At 69.0% G+C, this 17,002-nt stretch carries 12 protein-coding genes, 1 other RNA gene and 1 pseudogene; 9 read left to right on the top strand and 5 right to left on the bottom strand.

The genetic code is table 11. The features are described 5' to 3' along the window. The first annotated feature begins 72 nt into the window (after nucleotides 1-72). From ssrS to FV233_RS03425, 5 genes are all read left to right on the top strand, one after another. Nucleotides 73-229: non-coding RNA, 6S RNA (gene ssrS, locus FV233_RS03405), on the top strand. Then, nucleotides 219-836: a 5-formyltetrahydrofolate cyclo-ligase gene (locus FV233_RS03410; protein WP_147896616.1), complete on the top strand. Its 618-nt coding sequence runs from the start codon at nucleotides 219-221 to the stop codon at nucleotides 834-836. Before ssrS ends, FV233_RS03410 begins: the two co-directional genes overlap by 11 nt. Before the next feature lie 3 nt (nucleotides 837-839). Continuing rightward, entirely contained in the window at nucleotides 840-1,658 is an 819-nt protein-coding gene (locus tag FV233_RS03415; protein WP_147853511.1) for a TIGR00282 family metallophosphoesterase, read from the top strand. A 412-nt stretch (nucleotides 1,659-2,070) separates the two neighbouring features. Next, nucleotides 2,071-3,051, top strand: a complete 981-nt coding sequence (locus FV233_RS03420) for a MotA/TolQ/ExbB proton channel family protein (RefSeq protein ID WP_147896617.1) — start codon at nucleotides 2,071-2,073, stop codon at nucleotides 3,049-3,051. Further along, complete coding sequence (locus FV233_RS03425; protein WP_147853513.1) at nucleotides 3,051-4,064, top strand: peptidoglycan -binding protein; 1,014 nt, start codon at nucleotides 3,051-3,053, stop codon at nucleotides 4,062-4,064. Before FV233_RS03420 ends, FV233_RS03425 begins: the two co-directional genes overlap by 1 nt. Nucleotides 4,065-4,454: 390 nt before the next feature. Here the strand turns inward: FV233_RS03425 and FV233_RS03430 are convergent, their stop codons facing one another. Then, entirely contained in the window at nucleotides 4,455-6,302 is a 1,848-nt protein-coding gene (locus tag FV233_RS03430) for an ABC transporter transmembrane domain-containing protein (protein WP_147853514.1), read from the bottom strand. Between the two features lie 242 nt (nucleotides 6,303-6,544). Here FV233_RS03430 and rpmE point away from each other — a divergent pair, with 242 nt between their 5' ends. Together rpmE and FV233_RS03440 are read left to right on the top strand one after the other, a co-directional pair. Beyond that, nucleotides 6,545-6,793, top strand: coding sequence for a 50S ribosomal protein L31 (gene rpmE, locus FV233_RS03435; RefSeq protein WP_007565880.1), 249 nt, complete (start codon nucleotides 6,545-6,547; stop codon nucleotides 6,791-6,793). Between the two features lie 450 nt (nucleotides 6,794-7,243). After that, nucleotides 7,244-8,023 (top strand): MetQ/NlpA family ABC transporter substrate-binding protein, encoded by a 780-nt coding sequence (locus FV233_RS03440; RefSeq protein WP_147896618.1) that lies wholly within the window; start codon nucleotides 7,244-7,246, stop codon nucleotides 8,021-8,023. 46 nt (nucleotides 8,024-8,069) lie between these two features. On the opposite strand, the gene FV233_RS03445 is transcribed toward FV233_RS03440, so the two are convergent. Next, entirely contained in the window at nucleotides 8,070-8,600 is a 531-nt protein-coding gene (locus tag FV233_RS03445) for a DUF1465 family protein (protein ID WP_147853515.1), read from the bottom strand. A 459-nt stretch (nucleotides 8,601-9,059) separates the two neighbouring features. After that, nucleotides 9,060-9,491: pseudogene (locus FV233_RS03450) on the bottom strand (copper chaperone PCu(A)C); the annotation flags it as partial. 349 nt (nucleotides 9,492-9,840) lie between these two features. On the opposite strand from FV233_RS03450, the gene FV233_RS03455 reads away from it, so the two are divergent. After that, nucleotides 9,841-11,139: a L,D-transpeptidase family protein gene (locus FV233_RS03455; RefSeq protein WP_147896619.1), complete on the top strand. Its 1,299-nt coding sequence runs from the start codon at nucleotides 9,841-9,843 to the stop codon at nucleotides 11,137-11,139. A 140-nt stretch (nucleotides 11,140-11,279) separates the two neighbouring features. Then, on the top strand, nucleotides 11,280-12,938 hold the full coding sequence (locus FV233_RS03460) for a calcineurin-like phosphoesterase family protein (protein ID WP_147853518.1): 1,659 nt from the start codon (nucleotides 11,280-11,282) through the stop codon (nucleotides 12,936-12,938). 4 nt (nucleotides 12,939-12,942) lie between these two features. On the opposite strand, the gene FV233_RS03465 is transcribed toward FV233_RS03460, so the two are convergent. Together FV233_RS03465 and FV233_RS03470 are read right to left on the bottom strand one after the other, a co-directional pair. Next, nucleotides 12,943-13,968: a heparan-alpha-glucosaminide N-acetyltransferase domain-containing protein gene (locus FV233_RS03465; RefSeq protein ID WP_187278044.1), complete on the bottom strand. Its 1,026-nt coding sequence runs from the start codon at nucleotides 13,966-13,968 to the stop codon at nucleotides 12,943-12,945. A gap of 316 nt (nucleotides 13,969-14,284) precedes the next feature. Next, entirely contained in the window at nucleotides 14,285-16,972 is a 2,688-nt protein-coding gene (locus FV233_RS03470) for a PAS domain S-box protein (protein ID WP_147896621.1), read from the bottom strand. Between the last annotated feature and the right edge of the window lie 30 nt (nucleotides 16,973-17,002).

Consider the following 17,002-nt stretch of genomic DNA (forward strand, 5'->3'; position numbering starts at 1 on the left):
GATCCCCGACAAACCGATATTTCCGTGCCTTCGGCCCTGGCGGGAGCCCCACGAGATCGCTACATTGCGACGGCGGGGCTGCAGAGTTCGTCAGGAGCACTTTCCCCGGGGCCTTATCGACTCCCTCGGGAGCTGTCCCTGGCCTCGTCCCTGGACTTGGCCAACACGGCGCCCACCTACTCTGTAGGTTTCCCGGGATCGATCCTCCAACGGCTCACGTGGCTCCGCACTCATCGTCTTCAGATACCGGATCTTCCAGCCCGGATGCGGCCCTCAAGGCCGCGCTGCGCAGCTCGGCGCTGGCCGCCCGGGACGCGCTGGATCCGGCCGCACGGCTGGACGCCTCCGCCCGGATCGTCCGCGCGCTGCTGGCTCTGCCTGAACTGGCCGAGGTTCGGCTCGTCGGAGCCTACTGGCCCATCCGCAGCGAGGTCGATCCGCGTCCTGCCGCCGAGGCGCTGCTCGCCCGCGGCCAGGCGGTCGCGCTGCCCCACGTCACCCCCGAGGGGCTGGTTTTCCGGGAGTGGCGGGCTGGGGACGCGCTGGTCGCCGGCCGCTTCGGCCTGAGCGAGCCGGACCCGTCGCTCCCGCCCGTGGAGCCGGACGCCCTGATCGTGCCGCTCGCCGCCTTCGACCGCGACGGCCAGCGCATCGGATACGGTCGTGGTTACTATGACGGCGCGATCGCGCGCCTGTCCGTTCGGCGGCCTGTCCTCACTGTCGGGGTCGGCTTCTCCGTCCAGGCGGTCGAGCGCGTGCCGGCCGAGCCGCACGACCGGCCGCTCCAGTTCGTGATCACCGAGACGGGCGTGATCCGGTTCGACAGGACATCCTGATCCATGCGGCTGCTCTTTCTCGGCGACGTGATCGGTCGCCCGGGCCGTACCGTCGTGTGCGAGCGCCTGCCCAAGCTGCGGGAGCGCTGGCGGCTCGACTGCGTCGTGATCAACGGCGAGAACTCCGCCGGCGGCTTCGGCATCTCCGAGACGATCTGCGACGAGCTGATCCAGGCCGGCGCCGATGCGGTGACGCTCGGCAACCACAGCTTCGACCAGCGCGAGGCGCTGGTGTTCATCGCCCGGCAGCCCCGCCTGGTGCGGCCGGCGAACTATCCCCCGGGTACACCGGGTCGCGGCGCCACCGTGGTGGAGACGCAGGGCGGCGCCCGGGTGCTCGTGGTCAACGTGATGGGCCGGGTCTTCATGGACGCCATGGACGACCCCTTCACCGCGGTGGAGCGCGAGATCTCCGCCTGCCCGCTGGGAGCCGCCGCCGACGCCGTCGTGGTGGACGTGCACGCGGAGGCGACCAGCGAGAAGCAGGCGTTGGGCCATTACCTCGACGGCCGCGCCAGCCTCGTGGTCGGGACCCACACCCACACGCCGACGGCCGATCACCGGATCCTGCCAGGCGGCACCGCCTACCTGTCGGATGCCGGCATGTGCGGCGACTACGATTCGGTCATCGGCATGCAGAAGGACGAGCCGATTCGCCGGATGATCCAGAAGACGCCGGGCTCCCGCTGGGAGGTCGCAGGCGGCGAGGCGACGTTGTGCGGTTTCGCCGTGGAGACGCAGGCCGATGGCCTGGCGACCCGGGTCGCGGCGGTCCGCCTCGGCCCGCATCTCGAGGAGAGCTGGCCTCGGTTCTGGGATTAGGGCGCTCGCCGACCCAGGAACTTCGGCCGCCCGCACCCGTAGATTGCAGAGACCCTCGGAACCAGGGAGCTCCGCATGCCTCAGATGTTCGACTGGATTTTCTTCGCCATCATGCTTCCGTTTCCGGCGTACCTGGTCTGGGACTGGTACCAGCACCGCTGAAGCCCGCGATCGGACCGGCTCGGTCAACGCGCGTGGGACTCCCTGAGATCGAACCCCGCTTAAGTCGAATGGGCCGCTTGTGTACGGCCCATGCCTACGTCATGCGACGGGTGGGTTCGGTCTCGGCCGGTCCGACGCCACACAAGCGTGTCCGTGGCGAGACTTGATCGCATGCGGGGCTGCCCCCACAGTGGTCGTGACGGACCCCGCTTCTGGGCGACCCCATGTTGAGATCAGGCTAGAGCGACCGATGGCCGCCCGCTACAACAGCGAGAATAACAGTCCACCGCTGGCGCGACCCGGGATTTATCTCGGGCGTATGGTGATCTTCCTGATCCTTGTGGGCTTCCTGGCCTTCATCCTGTTCAAGCAGATCACCCCGGCCTTCCTGGCCAATCCCGGGCTCAACGGGCTGATCCTCGGGGTTCTGCTGATCGCGGTGCTGATCGCCTTCGGGCAGGTCGTCCGGTTGTTCCGCGAGGTCGGCTACGTCAACGCGGTGGCGACCGGCGCTCAGGCCAAAAAGCCGCCGGCGCTGCTCGCCCCGATGGTGCCGATGATCGCGGCCCGGAAGACCGGGGCGCTGCTGCCGGGGACGACCGGTTATCTCGATACGATCGCGGCGCGCCTCGACGAGGGCCGCGAGATGCTGCGCTACATCGCCGGCATCCTGATTCTCCTGGGCCTGCTCGGCACCTTCTGGGGCCTGATCGACACGCTCTCGGCGGTGGGCGGGGTGATCAAGGGCATGCGCGGCGGAGGCGATGCCGGCGTGATGTTCGACGAACTCAAGTCCGGACTCGCCGTGCCGCTCTCGGGCATCGGCCTCGCCTTCTCGGCCTCGCTGTTCGGCCTCGCCTCGTCGCTGATCACCGGCTTCCTGGAGCTGCAGGCCGGCCAGGCCCATGCTCGGTTCCACAACGAATTGCAGGATTGGCTGCTGTCCGGAACCGCTTCCGAGCCGGTGGTGGCGGGCGCTGTCCGGCCTGTCGCCGCCGCCGGTGCGCAGGATCTCAAGGAGGCGGTCGAGCGCCTGACCGCGATCGTGTCCGAGGGCGGGGGCGGCCGGGCCGCCACGCTGGCCATGACCAACCTCGCCGAGGGCATCCAGGGCCTCGTCCAGCACATGCGCGCCGAGCAGCAGATGATCCGCGACTGGGTCGAGGCTCAGGCGAGCCGCGAGCGCGAGCTGAAGCAAGTCCTCGACCGGCTCGGCCGGGAGCGGGTGTAGTGGCCTCGACCGCAGCGCGCGCCCGGCGCCCCCTCAATGTCTGGCCCGGCTACGTCGACGCGCTGGCGACGCTGCTGCTGGCGGTGGTGTTCCTGCTCACGGTGTTCGTGGTCGGCCAGTTCTTCCTGTCGCAGGAATTGACTGGGCGGGACGCCACGCTGGTCAAGCTCAACCGCCAGATCGCCGATCTCACCGATCTCCTGGCGCTGGAGCGCTCGAACCGCCGCGGCCAGGAGGACGAGGTCCGCAATCTCCGCACCACGCTCGCCGGCGTCGAGGCCGAGCGCGACCAAGCGAAGTCCCAGGCGGAGGCCGCCACCGTGAGCCAGGGGGCCGCCGGCGCCCTCGACAAGCAGCTGGAGACCGAGCGCGGCGCGACCAGGCGGGCCCTGTCCCAGGTCGATCTCCTGAACGAGCAGATCAGCGCCATGCGCCGCCAGCTCGCGGCCCTCGAGGATGCGCTGGCGGCCTCCGAGACCCGCGACCGGGAATCGCAGGTACGGATCGCCGAACTCGGCAGCCGGCTGAACGTAGCCCTGGCCCAGAAGGTCCAGGAGCTGGCGCGCTACCGCTCGGACTTCTTCGGGCGCCTGCGCCAGATCCTCGGCAACCGGCCGGACATTCGGGTGGTCGGCGACCGTTTCGTGCTGCAATCCGAGGTGCTGTTCCCCGGCGGCTCGGCGACGTTGAAGCCGGAGGCCGGCCCCGAACTCGACCGGATCGCCGGGGCCATCGCCGACCTCGCCCGGCAGATCCCGGCGGACCTACCCTGGGTCCTGCGGGTCGACGGTCACACCGATGCGCGGCCGATCACCACCGCGCAGTTCCCGTCGAACTGGGCGCTTTCGGCTGCCCGGGCCATCGCGGTGGTGCAGTACCTGGCCGGCAAGGGCATCCCGCCGCAACATCTCCTGGCCGGAGCCTTCGGCGAGTTCCAGCCGCTGGACGCCGGCACGACCGAGGATGCCTACGCCCGCAATCGTCGGATCGAGATGAAGCTGACGGAACGGTAGGGGCTCACCCTTCCGATATGCCGGACCGAACGAAGCGTTTTGATAGTCCGGCCCGCGATGGCGTACACTGGCGGTGATGCCCTCGGGGGCACACGCATCGCCCGGCGCCAACCACAGCCAGGGCAGCGTTGGCCTTCCCCAGCACCTCGGCCTGGGCCCGGCCGTCGCGGTGAGCATCGGATCGAGACCCGTGGCGTCGGCCTGCGCGAGGATCCCGGAGGCGGTATTGGCGTAGCCCGGCAGCCGGTCGGGCCCCTCCACGGACGGAAACCCTTAGGCTCGGGAACTCGACCTTCAACGCGGCCGCCCGTTAAAGCGCGATCACTGTCCCGGATCCGGGCGACGGATAGACCCCTTCCGTCGCCGAACCCGACGCAGCCAAGTCCCAAATCACTCGGCGGCGGGGATGCGTTCGCCTTCGCGGGTCCGAAGACCCTTGCCGCGGGCGGTCTCGTCCAGGGCGTCGGTGAATTGCAGGCTGGCGAGCTGGGCGTAGAGCGCGCCCTGGGCGAGCAGGCTCTCGTGGGTGCCGGTCTCGACGATGCGGCCGTCGTCCAGCACCAGGATCCGGTCGGCGGCGCGGATCGTGGCCAGCCGGTGGGCGATCACCAGGGTCGTGCGCCCGCGCATCAGCGTGTCGAGGGCGGCCTGGACCGCGCGCTCGGATTCCGCGTCGAGCGCCGAGGTCGCCTCGTCGAGCAGCAGGATCGGCGAATCCTTTAGGATCGCCCGGGCGATGGCGACGCGCTGGCGCTGTCCGCCGGAGAGGGTCACGCCGCGCTCGCCGACCTGCGTGTCGTAGCCCTGCGGCAGGGCCGCGATGAAGCCGTGCGCGTTGGCGAGTTCGGCGGCGCGCCTCACCTCGGCCTCGCCGGCCTCGGGACGTCCGTAGCGGATGTTCTCGGACACGGTCCCGGAGAACACCACCGGATCTTGCGGGACCAGGGCGATGCGGGCGCGCAGCGCCTCCGGATCGACCTTCGTGATGTCGGTGCCGTCGACCAGCACGCGGCCACCCTGCGGATCGTAGAAGCGCAGGAGCAGCTGCAGCACCGTCGACTTCCCGGCACCGGACGGTCCCACGATGGCGATGCGTTCGCCGGGGGCCGCCGCGAAGGTCAGCCCGTCCAGGGCGGCGTGACCGAGCCGCGTCGGATAGGCGAAGTGCACGGCCTCGAAATTCACGGCGCCAGCGGCCGGCTTGGGCAGGGGCAGGGCCGGGGAGGGCGCACGGATCGCGGGCTCGGCCGCGAGGATCTCCGTGAGCCGCTCGGCTGCGCCGGCCGACATGGCGAGGTCGCCGTAGACCTCCGAGAGCTGGCCCAGCGCGCCCGCTCCGAACACCGCGTAGAGTACGAATTGCGACAGCTCACCGCCGGTCATCGTGTGGTTGAGAACGCCCTGGGCGCCGTACCACATCACCCCGACTACCGAGGCCGAGATCAGGAAAATTGCCACGCCGGTGAGCAGTGCCCGCGCCCGGATCGAATCCCGGGCGGCCCTGTAGGCGTCCTCGGAGGCCGCCGCGAACCGGGCCGCGGCCGTACCCGAGCGCCCGAAGGCCTGCATGGTCCGCACTGCCCCGACCGCCTCCGCGGCGTAGGCCGAGGCGTCCGCCAGCCGGTCCTGCGCGGCCCGGGAGCGCCGCCGCACGCCGCGGCCCGAGACGATCAACGGGAACACGATCACCGGGATGGCGGCCAGCACCATCACGGACAGGCGCGGGCTGGTGATCACCATCATGGTGGTCGCGCCCACGAACAGGAACAGGTTGCGCAGCAGGATCGAGACGGAGACGCCGAAGGCCGCCTTGATCTGCGTCGCGTCCGCGGTGAGCCGGGAGACGATCTCACCCGATTGCGAGCGGTCGAAGAAGGCTGGGTCGAGGATCGTCAGCCGGGCGAAGACGGCACTGCGCAGATCCGCGACCACGCGCTCGCCCAGCGTGACCACGGTGTAGACCCGGGCCGCGCTCGACAGCGCGAAAGCCGCGACCACCCCGAGCAGCGCGAGGAAGTAGGCGTCGATCACGTTCGCGCCGTCGGCCGTGAAGCCGTGGTCGATGACCCGCCGCATGGCGATCGGCACCACCAGGGTCGAGCCCGAGGCGCAGATCAGGGCGAGGATTCCGGCGGCGATCCGCCCGCGATACCGCAGGGCGAAGGGCAGGAGCGGCCGCAGTGCGCTCAAAGGGGCCTTCGGCCGGCCGGAAGCGGCCGCTTTGGTCTTACGGGCCATCACGCCTCACGCGTCTCTTCCCACCCGGTCCACGGCGCTTGTTCCCGGAGAGAGCCTGCGATATACGCCGCCCCTCATCCGATTGCGCGTGTTCAATGGCCGCGGGCCGCCACCACGGTCGGCTTGGACGTGCCGTTGCCACGAACCTACGGTTCGTGGCAACCGCTGACACCTTCCGCATCCCGGGCCGGGCGGCGCCTCCTGCGCTCCCCGCCGGCATGCCAGAACAGGAACGACAGGTCATGGCGAAGGACGCGGCCGCAAAGGCCAAGGGGACCGAGCACCCCGACTACCACTTCATCAAGGTCGTGATGACGGACGGCACCGAGTACCGGACCCGTTCGACCTACGGCAAGGAGGGTGACACCCTCAACCTCGACATCGACCCGCTCACCCATCCGGCCTGGACCGGTGGCGAGCAGAAGATGCTCGACCGCGCGGGCCGCGTCTCGCGCTTCAACTCGCGGTTCGGCAACCTCGGCAAGCGCTGATCCCGGACGGATCGCGCCGAAACGAATCAGGACGGGCGGTCCCTAGCGGAGCCGCCCGTTTTTTCGTGTCTGTCCGGCGCTGTCGCAGAGCAGGGCGGGAATTTTTCTGGCGGAATGGTCTGGCGAATTTTCCAGCCTTCCGACGCGTTCGATCTTCTCCGACGCCGCATGGAGAAAATGTTCTTCTGTCACGGCGCTGTCCGGGCGCTCCACCCGGTCAACCCGATCGGTGCGGCCTCTTTTCCAGCCAAGCCGAGCCGTCGTAATGTCCGGTGCCGTCGATGTTCCGCCCGGTCACGATCTTCGGTTGTCGCGATCTCGTCCAGGTCCGATGGCAGATGTCTGTTCCGATGTGTTTGTCGTGCGGTGTGTGAGTATTTTGTAAAACAAACTCAATACATCTTATGGCGCGCTCGAACATTGCGAGTGACGTTTTCGAGGTCTTTGTTCATGAAACGCTGGCTGTTTTTTGTCGTCGCAGTCCTGTTGACCTTCGCCGCCCCAGCCTTGGCGGGCGGGAAGATCAAGGTCGGCATCATGAGCGATTCCGAGGACGTCTGGGCGAAGGTCAAGGCGATCGCCGCCAAGGATGGGCTCGATCTCGATCTGGTCGTGTTCTCGGACTACCTGCTGCCGAATGCCGCCCTGGATGCCGGGGACCTTCAGGCCAACGCCTTCCAGCACAAGCCCTTCCTGGAGAACCAGATCACCGCCAAGGGCTACAAGATCGTGCCGGTCGGGGCCACGATCGTCTCGCCGATCGGGCTCTATTCCCGGAGGGTGAAGGCGGTCGGCGACCTGAAGGCCGGCGCCAAGATCGGCATCCCGAACGACCCGTCGAACGGCGGGCGTGCCCTGTTGCTGCTTCAGGCGCAGAAGTTGATCAAGCTGAAGGACGGCGTCGGCATCCTGCCCACGGTGCTCGACGTGACCGACAATCCGAAGACGCTTCAGTTCCGTGAGATCGACGCGGCCCAGTTGTCGCGCAGCCTCGACGATCTCGACGCTGCGGTGATCAACACCAATTACGCGGTCGAGGCAGGCCTGAAGCCGGGCAAGGACTCGATCGCGATCGAGTCGTCGGTCGACAATCCCTATAGCAACTTCATCGCGGTTCGGGAGACGGACAAGAACGCCCCCTGGGTGCCCAAGCTGGTCCACGCCTATCAGAACGATACGATCCGGGCCTACATCACGGACAAGCGGCCGGGGGAAGTGCCGGCCTTCTGAGATTGGCGCGCGGTCGGAACCAGCCGGTCCGGCCGCGCCACAATCCTCAGCCCTCGCCGAGGCGGAACGCCATGCGCAGCAGGCCCTGCTGCGCCGCCACCGGGCTCTCGACCGGCATCGGCGTCGGGCGGTCGTCGGTGATCAGTGAATCCAGGTGCAGGATGCGGGCGTGCAGCCGGCGCGCCCGCTGGATCAACTGCTGGAGGCGCATCGGCAGCAGGGTGAAGTCCGACTGCTTCGGCGGGTCGGACTTGCCGAGCTTGACCCGATGCTTCTCCAGCAGCGCCTCAGCCGGGGTCATCTCGCCCTCCGACACCGCGCGCTGCACGAGCAGCCACGACGCGATCTGCATGAGTAGCGTCGTGAGGCGCATGCTCTCGGCCGCGTAACTCAGCGTGGCATCCCGGGAAACCAGGCGCGACTCGTCCCGGCCCTGGCCGTCGAGGTAGGCCGCCGTCTCCTCCACGAGCAGCATGCCGTCGCGGAACAGCGTCTTGAACGCCTCGGAATTGACGTAGGTCTTGCCGAAATCGACCCAGTCCCGATCGTCCCGGAACGTGACATCGAAGCCGTTCATGTGCCTCTCCTGTGCCGCCGACGGGCCAAGCCGTCCCGGACCGGGACATTCCGGCCATGGCTCTCGGGCGACGCCGCAATCCTAGCGCCGAACCGCGGCAGCATCAGGGTTAGATCTTTCTTAACCTTAATGAGCCGGCCGATGGTTAAGATATGGCACACGCCGCCGGCTGCAAGCATTCAAAAGGTGACCTGGACACCGCCGAATATACGGTGCCTTGGACCGGTCTTGAAATCGGGCTCCCCGCGGCCGCGCAGCCTTGAACAGCGGAGCGTGGGCCTCGCGAGGAACAGTTGCACGACTCTTCTTGAAACACCCGGAAGGTGTGTCGCCGTCCGGGCTCGGCAGAGTCGGACGCCCGAGCCGTTCCCGACCGCCGCGCAATCGTGAACGGCTCCAAGGCCTTGGATCGGCACGTTGGCTTGCGCCGAGCCGGTATCCACTCCGGCGGTGGACGCTTTAATGCTGATGCTGGTGGCCGCCACCAGGCGCGCTCGCGCCGATCGGTGCGACCGAGAAGGTGACCGGCACGGTGCCGGCCCGCTGGAACGTGAGTGTCCCGGATACGCTGTCGCCGGCCTTCGGGGCGCCCGAGAGGCCCTCGAACATCAGGTGATAGCCGCCGGGCTTCAGCTCCACGGTCTCGCCCGGCTTGACCGTCAGGCCGCCGGAGACCGGGGCCATCTTCATCACGCCGCCCTCCATCGACATGGAGTGGATCTCGCCCGAGCGCGCGAACGGCACCGCGGCGCCCGTCAGCGTGTCCGGGACGCTGCCGGTGTTGCGGATCGTCACGTAGCCGCCCGCGACCTTGGCGCCGTTCGGCGTGGCACGCAGCCAGGGCGTGTCTATCGTGAGGTCGCCGGCCTTGATCGGATCGGCCTGGGCCGCCCCCGTGAACAGGCTGAGGCCGAGGAGGGCCGCGCAAAAGATCTTCATCGGCATGCTTCCGTCCTGAGGATGATGATCGACCGAGACGACACGTCGGGGCCGCGCGGCCGGTCCTTCCGAGGAAGGCGGAATCCCGCGCTGGCCGGCGGTGCGGTGACATCTCTGCCACACTGATCGACCCGGGACTGTTGTCGCCGTGCCGCATCCAGTCGCCACGTGCGCTGGCGCACGCCGACGCCACAATCCGGCCCCTTCGATAGGGAGTCTTAAGGTCATCCCGACACCGTGGCGACCGAGTAGACCCGCTCTCGCCATGAACTGACGAACTCCGGACAAGAGCCAGCGACTGATGCGCATCAAGGCAACAAACCGGTTCACCGCCATCCTGGGCGTCGCCGCGCTCGGCACGCTCGGCCTCGGTGCCGCCGAGGCCCGCGACCAGGGCAACTACGCCCAGGCCGAATGGGCGCAGGACTACGCCTCGCCCGCCGGCATGCAGGTGCAGCGCGAGACCGTGCCGATCCTGTCGCCCCAGACCGTGTCGGCCACCGAGCAGATGGTCGAGCGCTATCGGGACATCGTCAACCGCGGCGGCTGGCGCCCGGTCTCCGGTGCCGACCGCCTGCGCGTCGGCGCCAAGGGCCCGGCGGTGGCCGCGGTGCGCCAGCGCCTGATCGTCACCGGCGACCTCGATCCGGCCGCCGGCGGCTCCGGCGTGTACGATTCCTACGTCTCGGCCGGCGTGAAGCGGTTCCAGGCCCGTCACGGCCTTAGCCAGACCGGCGCCATGAGCCTCGCCACCCAGCAGGCGATGAACGTGCCCGCCGACGTGCGGCTGCACCAGCTCGAGACCAACGTCGTCCGCCTGCGCTCCTATTCGGGCGATCTCGGCCGGCGCTTCGTGATCATGAACATCCCGGCCGCCCTGGTGGAGACCGTGGAGAACGGCCAGGTCGTCACGCTGCACGCCGCCGGCGTCGGCAAGATCGACCGCCAGTCGCCGATCATGAACACCAAGGCGACCCAGATCAACTTCAACCCGACCTGGACGGTCCCGGCTTCCATCGTGAAGAAGGACCTGATTCCGAAGATGCAGAAGGATCCGAACTACCTCACCGACAACAAGATCCACATCCTGTCGGGCAACGGCGAGGTCTCGCCGCGTTCGATCAACTGGAACTCGGACGAGGGCACGCGCTACACCTACCGGCAGGAATCGGGCGCCGACTTCAACTCGATGGGCATCGTGCGCATCAACATCCCGAACCCCTACGGCGTGTTCATGCACGACACGAACACCAAGGGCGTGTTCGGCGACGATTTCCGCTTCATCTCGTCGGGCTGCGTGCGCGTGCAGAACGTGCGCGAGTACATCACGTGGCTCCTGAAGGACACGCCCGGCTGGGGCCGCGAGCAGGTCGAGCAGGCGATCGAGAGCGGCAAGCGCGTCGACGCCAACATCGCTCAGCCCGTGCCGGTCTACTGGACCTACATCACCGCCTGGGCGACCCCGGACGGCCTCGTGCAGTTCCGTGACGACATCTACAAGCGCGACGGCGTGAACGTGCCCTCGACCATCGGGGCGCCGACCCCGGTCGCCAGCGCCGAACCGCTGCCCCAGACTTTCGAGCCTGGCGACGAGGAGTAAGCGCTCCGCGCTTCGACCCGACGGGCTCATCCGAGGCCCGCACCCCGACCCGGGGTGCGGGCCTCGCGCGTTCGGGGCCGCTCTGTCATCCGGCGGTCAAACGCCTCTGCTTGGCCTTTGCCGCCGAGCAGGAGCCCCCGATGTCGCGCGATTCGATCTCAGCCGCCGGACGCCTCACCCGCCGGGAGACCGTGGCAGGCGCCGCCGCCCTCTCGCTCCTGGCCGGCCGCGCGGGCGCGCAGGAATCCGGTGAGGCCACGGGCATCGTCTACGCCATCCAGGCGACCGGTTCCGAGCGCGCGCCGCTTTCGGGCGTGCTGGTCTCCAACGGCCGGGAAGTGGTGCGGACGGACAGGGACGGCCGCTACCGCCTTCCGATGCCGGGCGACGGCGCGGTGTTCGTGATCAAGCCGCCGGGCTATGCCCTGCCGCGGGACGCCGACAACGTGCCCCGCCACTCCTATATCCACCAGCCCGGCGGGACGCCCGCGGGCCTCGGCCTGCGCTACAGGGGCCTCGCGCCCACCGGTCCGCTCCCGGCCGCGATCGACTTCACCCTGACGAAGGCCGACGAGCCGGCGGATTTCGACGTGATCCTGTTCACCGATCCGCAGCCCGAGAGCCGGTTCGAGCTCGACCACGTGCGCGACACCGCAGTCGCCCGGGCGATGGCGATCCCGGCGGCCTTCGGCCTCACCACCGGCGACGTGCTGTTCGACGACCTTTCGCTCTACGGCCGCTCCAACCGCATCGTCGGGCGGATCGGCCTGCCGTGGTACAGCCTGCCCGGCAACCACGACCTCAACATGCAGGCGCCGGACGCCCGCTACAGCCGCGAGACCTGGAAGCGCGTGTTCGGGGCGCCGACCTACGCGTTCCGTCACGGGCGGGCGCTGTTCGTGATGATCGACAACGTCGAGTGGATGGGGCCGCCGGTCCCCGTGGGGGCCAACACCTACCGGGGCCATGTCGGAGAGCGCTCGCTCACCTTCCTGAAGAACCTTCTGGCCGAGATCCCGCCGGACGATTTGATCGTGCTGGCGACCCATATCCCGCTGGTGACCGATACCGGCGACGACCCGCGCAGCGCGACGATCGACCGGGCCGCGCTCCTCGACCTGTTGGCCGGCCGGACGGTGCTGAGCCTCGCCGGCCACACCCACACCACCGAGCACCATTACCTTGCGGAGCGGCACCACCACCACGTGATGACCGCCGTGTCCGGCTCGTGGTGGAGCGGCCCCGACACCCGCACCGGCATCCCGTCCGCCGACAGCCGCGACGGCACGCCGAACGGCTTCCACGTGCTCTCGATCCGCGGCACCGACTACACCACTCGCTTCGTCCCCGCCCAGGGCGAGCCGGACGCGGCGATGCGGATCGCCTTCGAGAGCGAATTGCGCCCGGCCGCCCCCGAGATCGTCCGGGCGAGCCACCCGATGCAGGGGCTGCGCCCGCCGGTCCCGCAGGACGCGCTGTCGGCGACCAATCTCGTGGTCAACGTGTTCGACGGCGGCCCGCGCACGAACCTCACGATTCGGATCGGCGACCGGGCGCCGGCGCCGATGGCGCGGACGCGCCGGCTCGATCCGTTCGTGACCGAACTCTACGCCCGCTATCCCGAGACCAAGAAGAGTTGGGTGCAGGCGACGCCCTCGACCCACATCTGGACCGCGGGCCTGCCCGACGACCTCGCGCCGGGCGCCCACCGGGTCACGGTCGCGGGCACAGACGAGTACGGCCGGCCGATCCGCGCCTGCGTCGTGCTCGAAGTCACGGGCGACGGCGCGCGCGGTTAGAAGGTCACGTCGGCGCGAGCGTGAACGCGGCCTGCATCGCGCGCGTCAGCGCCGCGCGAAAGCCCGTGATCGCGGCGATCAGGACGATGGTCAGCGCCGCGGCCTCCCACGGGTTTCGAACGATCGGACCGCAGACACTTTGGATGGCGAACAGGCTCAGGTTCGATGCGACCAGATGGACCAGGACGTGCCGCCCGGGACCGGTCCAGAGGCGCGGGACCGCGATGCGCCGCACGATCGCCATGCTGGCCGCCCGGTAGAGCAGCAAGAACAGCGCCGGCCCGATCACCCACAAGGTCGATGGCGGGAACCGCGAGGGCAGGCTCCCGGTGATCAACGCGACGGCCAGGAGCGTGTAGGTCGCCGACGCGGCGAGGCAGAGATCGATGCGGCCGAAAGGCTCCGTCCGGTCGGCGTAAGAGGCCCCCAGGAACAGCCACATCGCGTACGGGGCGAGGGGGAAATACGTGTTGCCGGGCGCGGGGAGGACGATCGCCAGCCACGGCAGATCGGGACCGTCGAACGGGATGCATCCGAACGAGGCCGAGGCCGCCAGGCAGGCCACCAGACAGGCCGGCCTGCGGACGACGTGCCCGAGCCCTCGGCCCAGCCAAACCATCGCGAGGCTCAGGACGAAGAACGAGGCGAGGAATTCGCTGTGGCCCGGCAGGTCCGTCAGCGTCACCACGCCGAGGATCCGCGCCGCCGACCACCCGTTGCCGTCGGTCAGGATCACGGCCCCGATCCCCGACAGGTAGAAGGCCAGCAGGATCTTGGCCGGCCCCTGCAGCCGCTCCCACACCGGCCTAACCCGGCCAGACCGGGCGGACAGGGCCGTGCCCCAGCCGAATGCGAACAGGAATCCCGGGAAGCTCACGAGATTGATGACGTTCGACAGGCCCGCCGTGAACCCGTCGATCGGGGCCTGGACGATCTGGACGACGTGGGCGAACACCATGCCGACCACGAGGAACGTCTTGAAGACATCGAGTTCGACGCACCGTCCCAGGTTGGCGTTCCGGGTGGACAAGACGAGGCCTCGGTCTGCGGCATCGATACGGTGCGCCAGCCCGAAGGTCGCCGGGAAGGGTAAAGATCCCATGCTGCCGGCCAGCCGCGCGATCCCTGCAGAGTTCCCTCGAGGCTGCTGCGCAAGACCTTAAGAATAAGGGAGACGGTAGGATGCCCCCATGGCCGGCCTAAGCCGGCGTGGCCGACTGCACTTGAGCCCACTGAAGGCGCGCTGGCGCGTATCGTTGCGTCGCAATCGGGAACGCCTGAACGCCGTGGATCCGGCGCTCCAGACGCCTCGGCGTTCCGCGACGTCGGCATGCTCGCCACAACCATCAGCGGGCGGCGATCAGATCCTTGATCCGCGCGGCGAGGGCGTCCATCGGGAAGGGCTTGGTCAGCACCTGCATGCCGGGCTCCAGGTGGCCGTGCCCCAACACCGCGGTCTCGGCGTAGCCGGTGATGAACAGCACCTTGAGGTCGGGCCGCCGCTCGCGGCCGGCATCCGCCATTTGCCGGCCGTTCATCCCCCCGGGTAGGCCGACATCGGTGACGAGCAGATCGATATGCACGTCCGACTGCAGGACCTTGAGCCCCGCGGTGCTGTCGGCCGCCTCGATGGCGGTGTAGCCGAGATCCTCCAGCACCTCGGTGACCAGCATCCGCACGGACGGCTCGTCGTCCACGATCAGCACGGTCTCGTCACGGCCGGCCCGCGCCACGCCGGAGAGCTGAAGGGCGACATCGCCCCCTTCGGCCTCACCGCGATGACGCGGCATGTACAGGCACACGGTCGTGCCCCGGCCGACCTCCGATTCGATCTGCACCTGGCCCCCCGATTGCTGCGCGAAGCCGTGGATCATCGAGAGCCCGAGGCCGGTACCCTGGCCGATCGGCTTCGTGGTGAAGAACGGCTCGAACACCCGGGCGATCACCTCCGGGGGCATGCCGGTGCCGGTGTCGGTCACGCGCAGCACGAGATACGGGCCTTCGGGGAGGTCGTGCCGGAGGGCCGCGGCCCGATCCAGGTGGGTGTTGGCGGTCTCGATGGTGATGCGCCCGCCCGCCGGCATGGCGTCGCGGGCGTTGATGCACAGGTTCAGGAGCGCGTTCTCGAGCTGGCCCGGATCGATCAGCGCCGGCCACAGCGCGGGAGCCCCGATCACATCCAGGCCGACCTCCGGCCCGATGGTGCGCCGGATCAGCTCCTCCATGCCGAGGATGAGCTGGTTCACGTTGGTCGGCTTGGGGGTCAGCGTCTGGCGGCGCGAGAAGGCGAGCAGGCGGTGGGTCAAGGCCGCCGCGCGCTTGGCCGCTCCTTGGGCCACCGTCATGTAGCGGTCCAGCTCGGCGAACCGGCCCTGGCTGATCCGAGTCTGCATCAGCTCCAGCGCGCCGGAGATGCCGGCCAGCAGGTTGTTGAAGTCGTGGGCCAGGCCGCCGGTGAGCTGGCCGACGGCCTCCATCTTCTGCGACTGGCGCAGGGCCTCTTCGGTCTGACGCTGGCTGGTCGTGTCGATGCCGACGCCCGTGCGCCGGAGCGGCCGCCCCGCGGCATCGTGATAGGTATGGCCGCGGGACAGGACCCAGTGGACGGTGCCGTCCGGGTGGCACAGGCGATACTCGAGTTCGAGGTCGCCGGCATTCGCCAATCCGCCCGCCATCGTCGTCTTGAGCGCCGGGCGGTCGTCGGGGTGGACGTTGGCGAGGAAGTCCGGGCGCGGGATGCCCTCCGATCCCCGTTCCGGATCGATCGCGTAGAGCTTGGCGATGGCGGCGTCGTAGAAGAACCGGTCGCTGTCCAGCTCGTAGGTCCAGACGCCGACCCCGCCGACCGCCGACAGGGCGAGGCGCGCGAAGTCCTGGGCGTCGCGCAAGAGGGCGTCGCGCTCCTTCTCGGCGGTGACGTCCCGGCCGGTGGCGTAGAGCATGTCTCCCGCCGGGACCGCGACCCAGGAGATCCAGCGCAGCGATCCGTCCTTGTGCCGGTAGCGGTTGACGATCCGCGGTTGGGCGCCTTCCGCCGCCGCGGTGTAGGCGTCGATGGTTTCGGCATGGTCGTCCGGGACCACGAACGCGTTGACGTGGCGGCCCAGGAGTTCCTCGGGTGTGTAGCCGAGCATCTTCGTCCAGGCGGGATTGACCCGCCGGAAGACCCCCGCGAAATCGATGACCAGCAGGAGGTCGGGCGACGTGTCCCAGAGGGTGTTCAGCTCCAGGGTCCGTTCCTGCACCTGCTGCTCGAGCGTGTCGTTGAGCGTCCGGAGCTCCGCCTCGGCGACCTTGCGCGCGGTCACGTCGTTGAAGAAGATCGCGATGTGCCGGTCCGCGGGCTCGCCGACCCGGATGGCGCGCACGTCGAACCAGCGCTCGAAATTGTTGGCGTAGCTCTCGAAGTTGGCCGGCTCGCCCGTCCAGGCGACGCGGCCGTAGGTCTCGAACCAGAACCGCTCCAGATCGGGCGCGAACTCCGTGACCCATTTCCCGCGCAGGTTGACACCGGCCTGACGCTCGAAGGCCGGGTTGGCCTCGAGGAAGCGGTAATTCACCGGGCGGTCGCCATCGAACTTCACCTCGACGATGGCGAAGGCCGTCTCCACCGTGTCCAGCAGCGTCCTGAACAGATCCTCCGTCTTGCGCAGGCGCTCGCCGGCTTCGCGCGGGCCGGTGCGGTCGCGCAGGATCTTGACGTAGCCGTGCCGCGTGCCGTCCTCGCGGCGCAGAGGCATCAGCTCACCGGAGGCCCAGAACTCGGAGCCGTCCTTGCGCACGTGCCACCGCTCGTCGGCGGCGCGGCCCTCGGCGAGGGCGACGCGCCTCTCCTCGCTGGGGCGCCCGGCCGCCCGGTCCCGCGCGGTGAAGATGCAGTCGCTCGACGCGCCGAGGATCTCGCCGCTTCGCCAGCCGAAGATGTTCTCCGCGCCGGCGTTCCAGTCGGTGACGATGCCATCCAGATCGGTGACGACGATCGCGAAATCGATCGCGCTCTCGATGACGTGCTGAAGATGGCTGCGTTCAGGCATAGCCCCGTTTAGCGGCTTCCGCGGCAAAAG

It is taken from the genome of Methylobacterium sp. WL7, assembly GCF_008040085.1.
GTDB lineage: Bacteria > Pseudomonadota > Alphaproteobacteria > Rhizobiales > Beijerinckiaceae > Methylobacterium > Methylobacterium mesophilicum.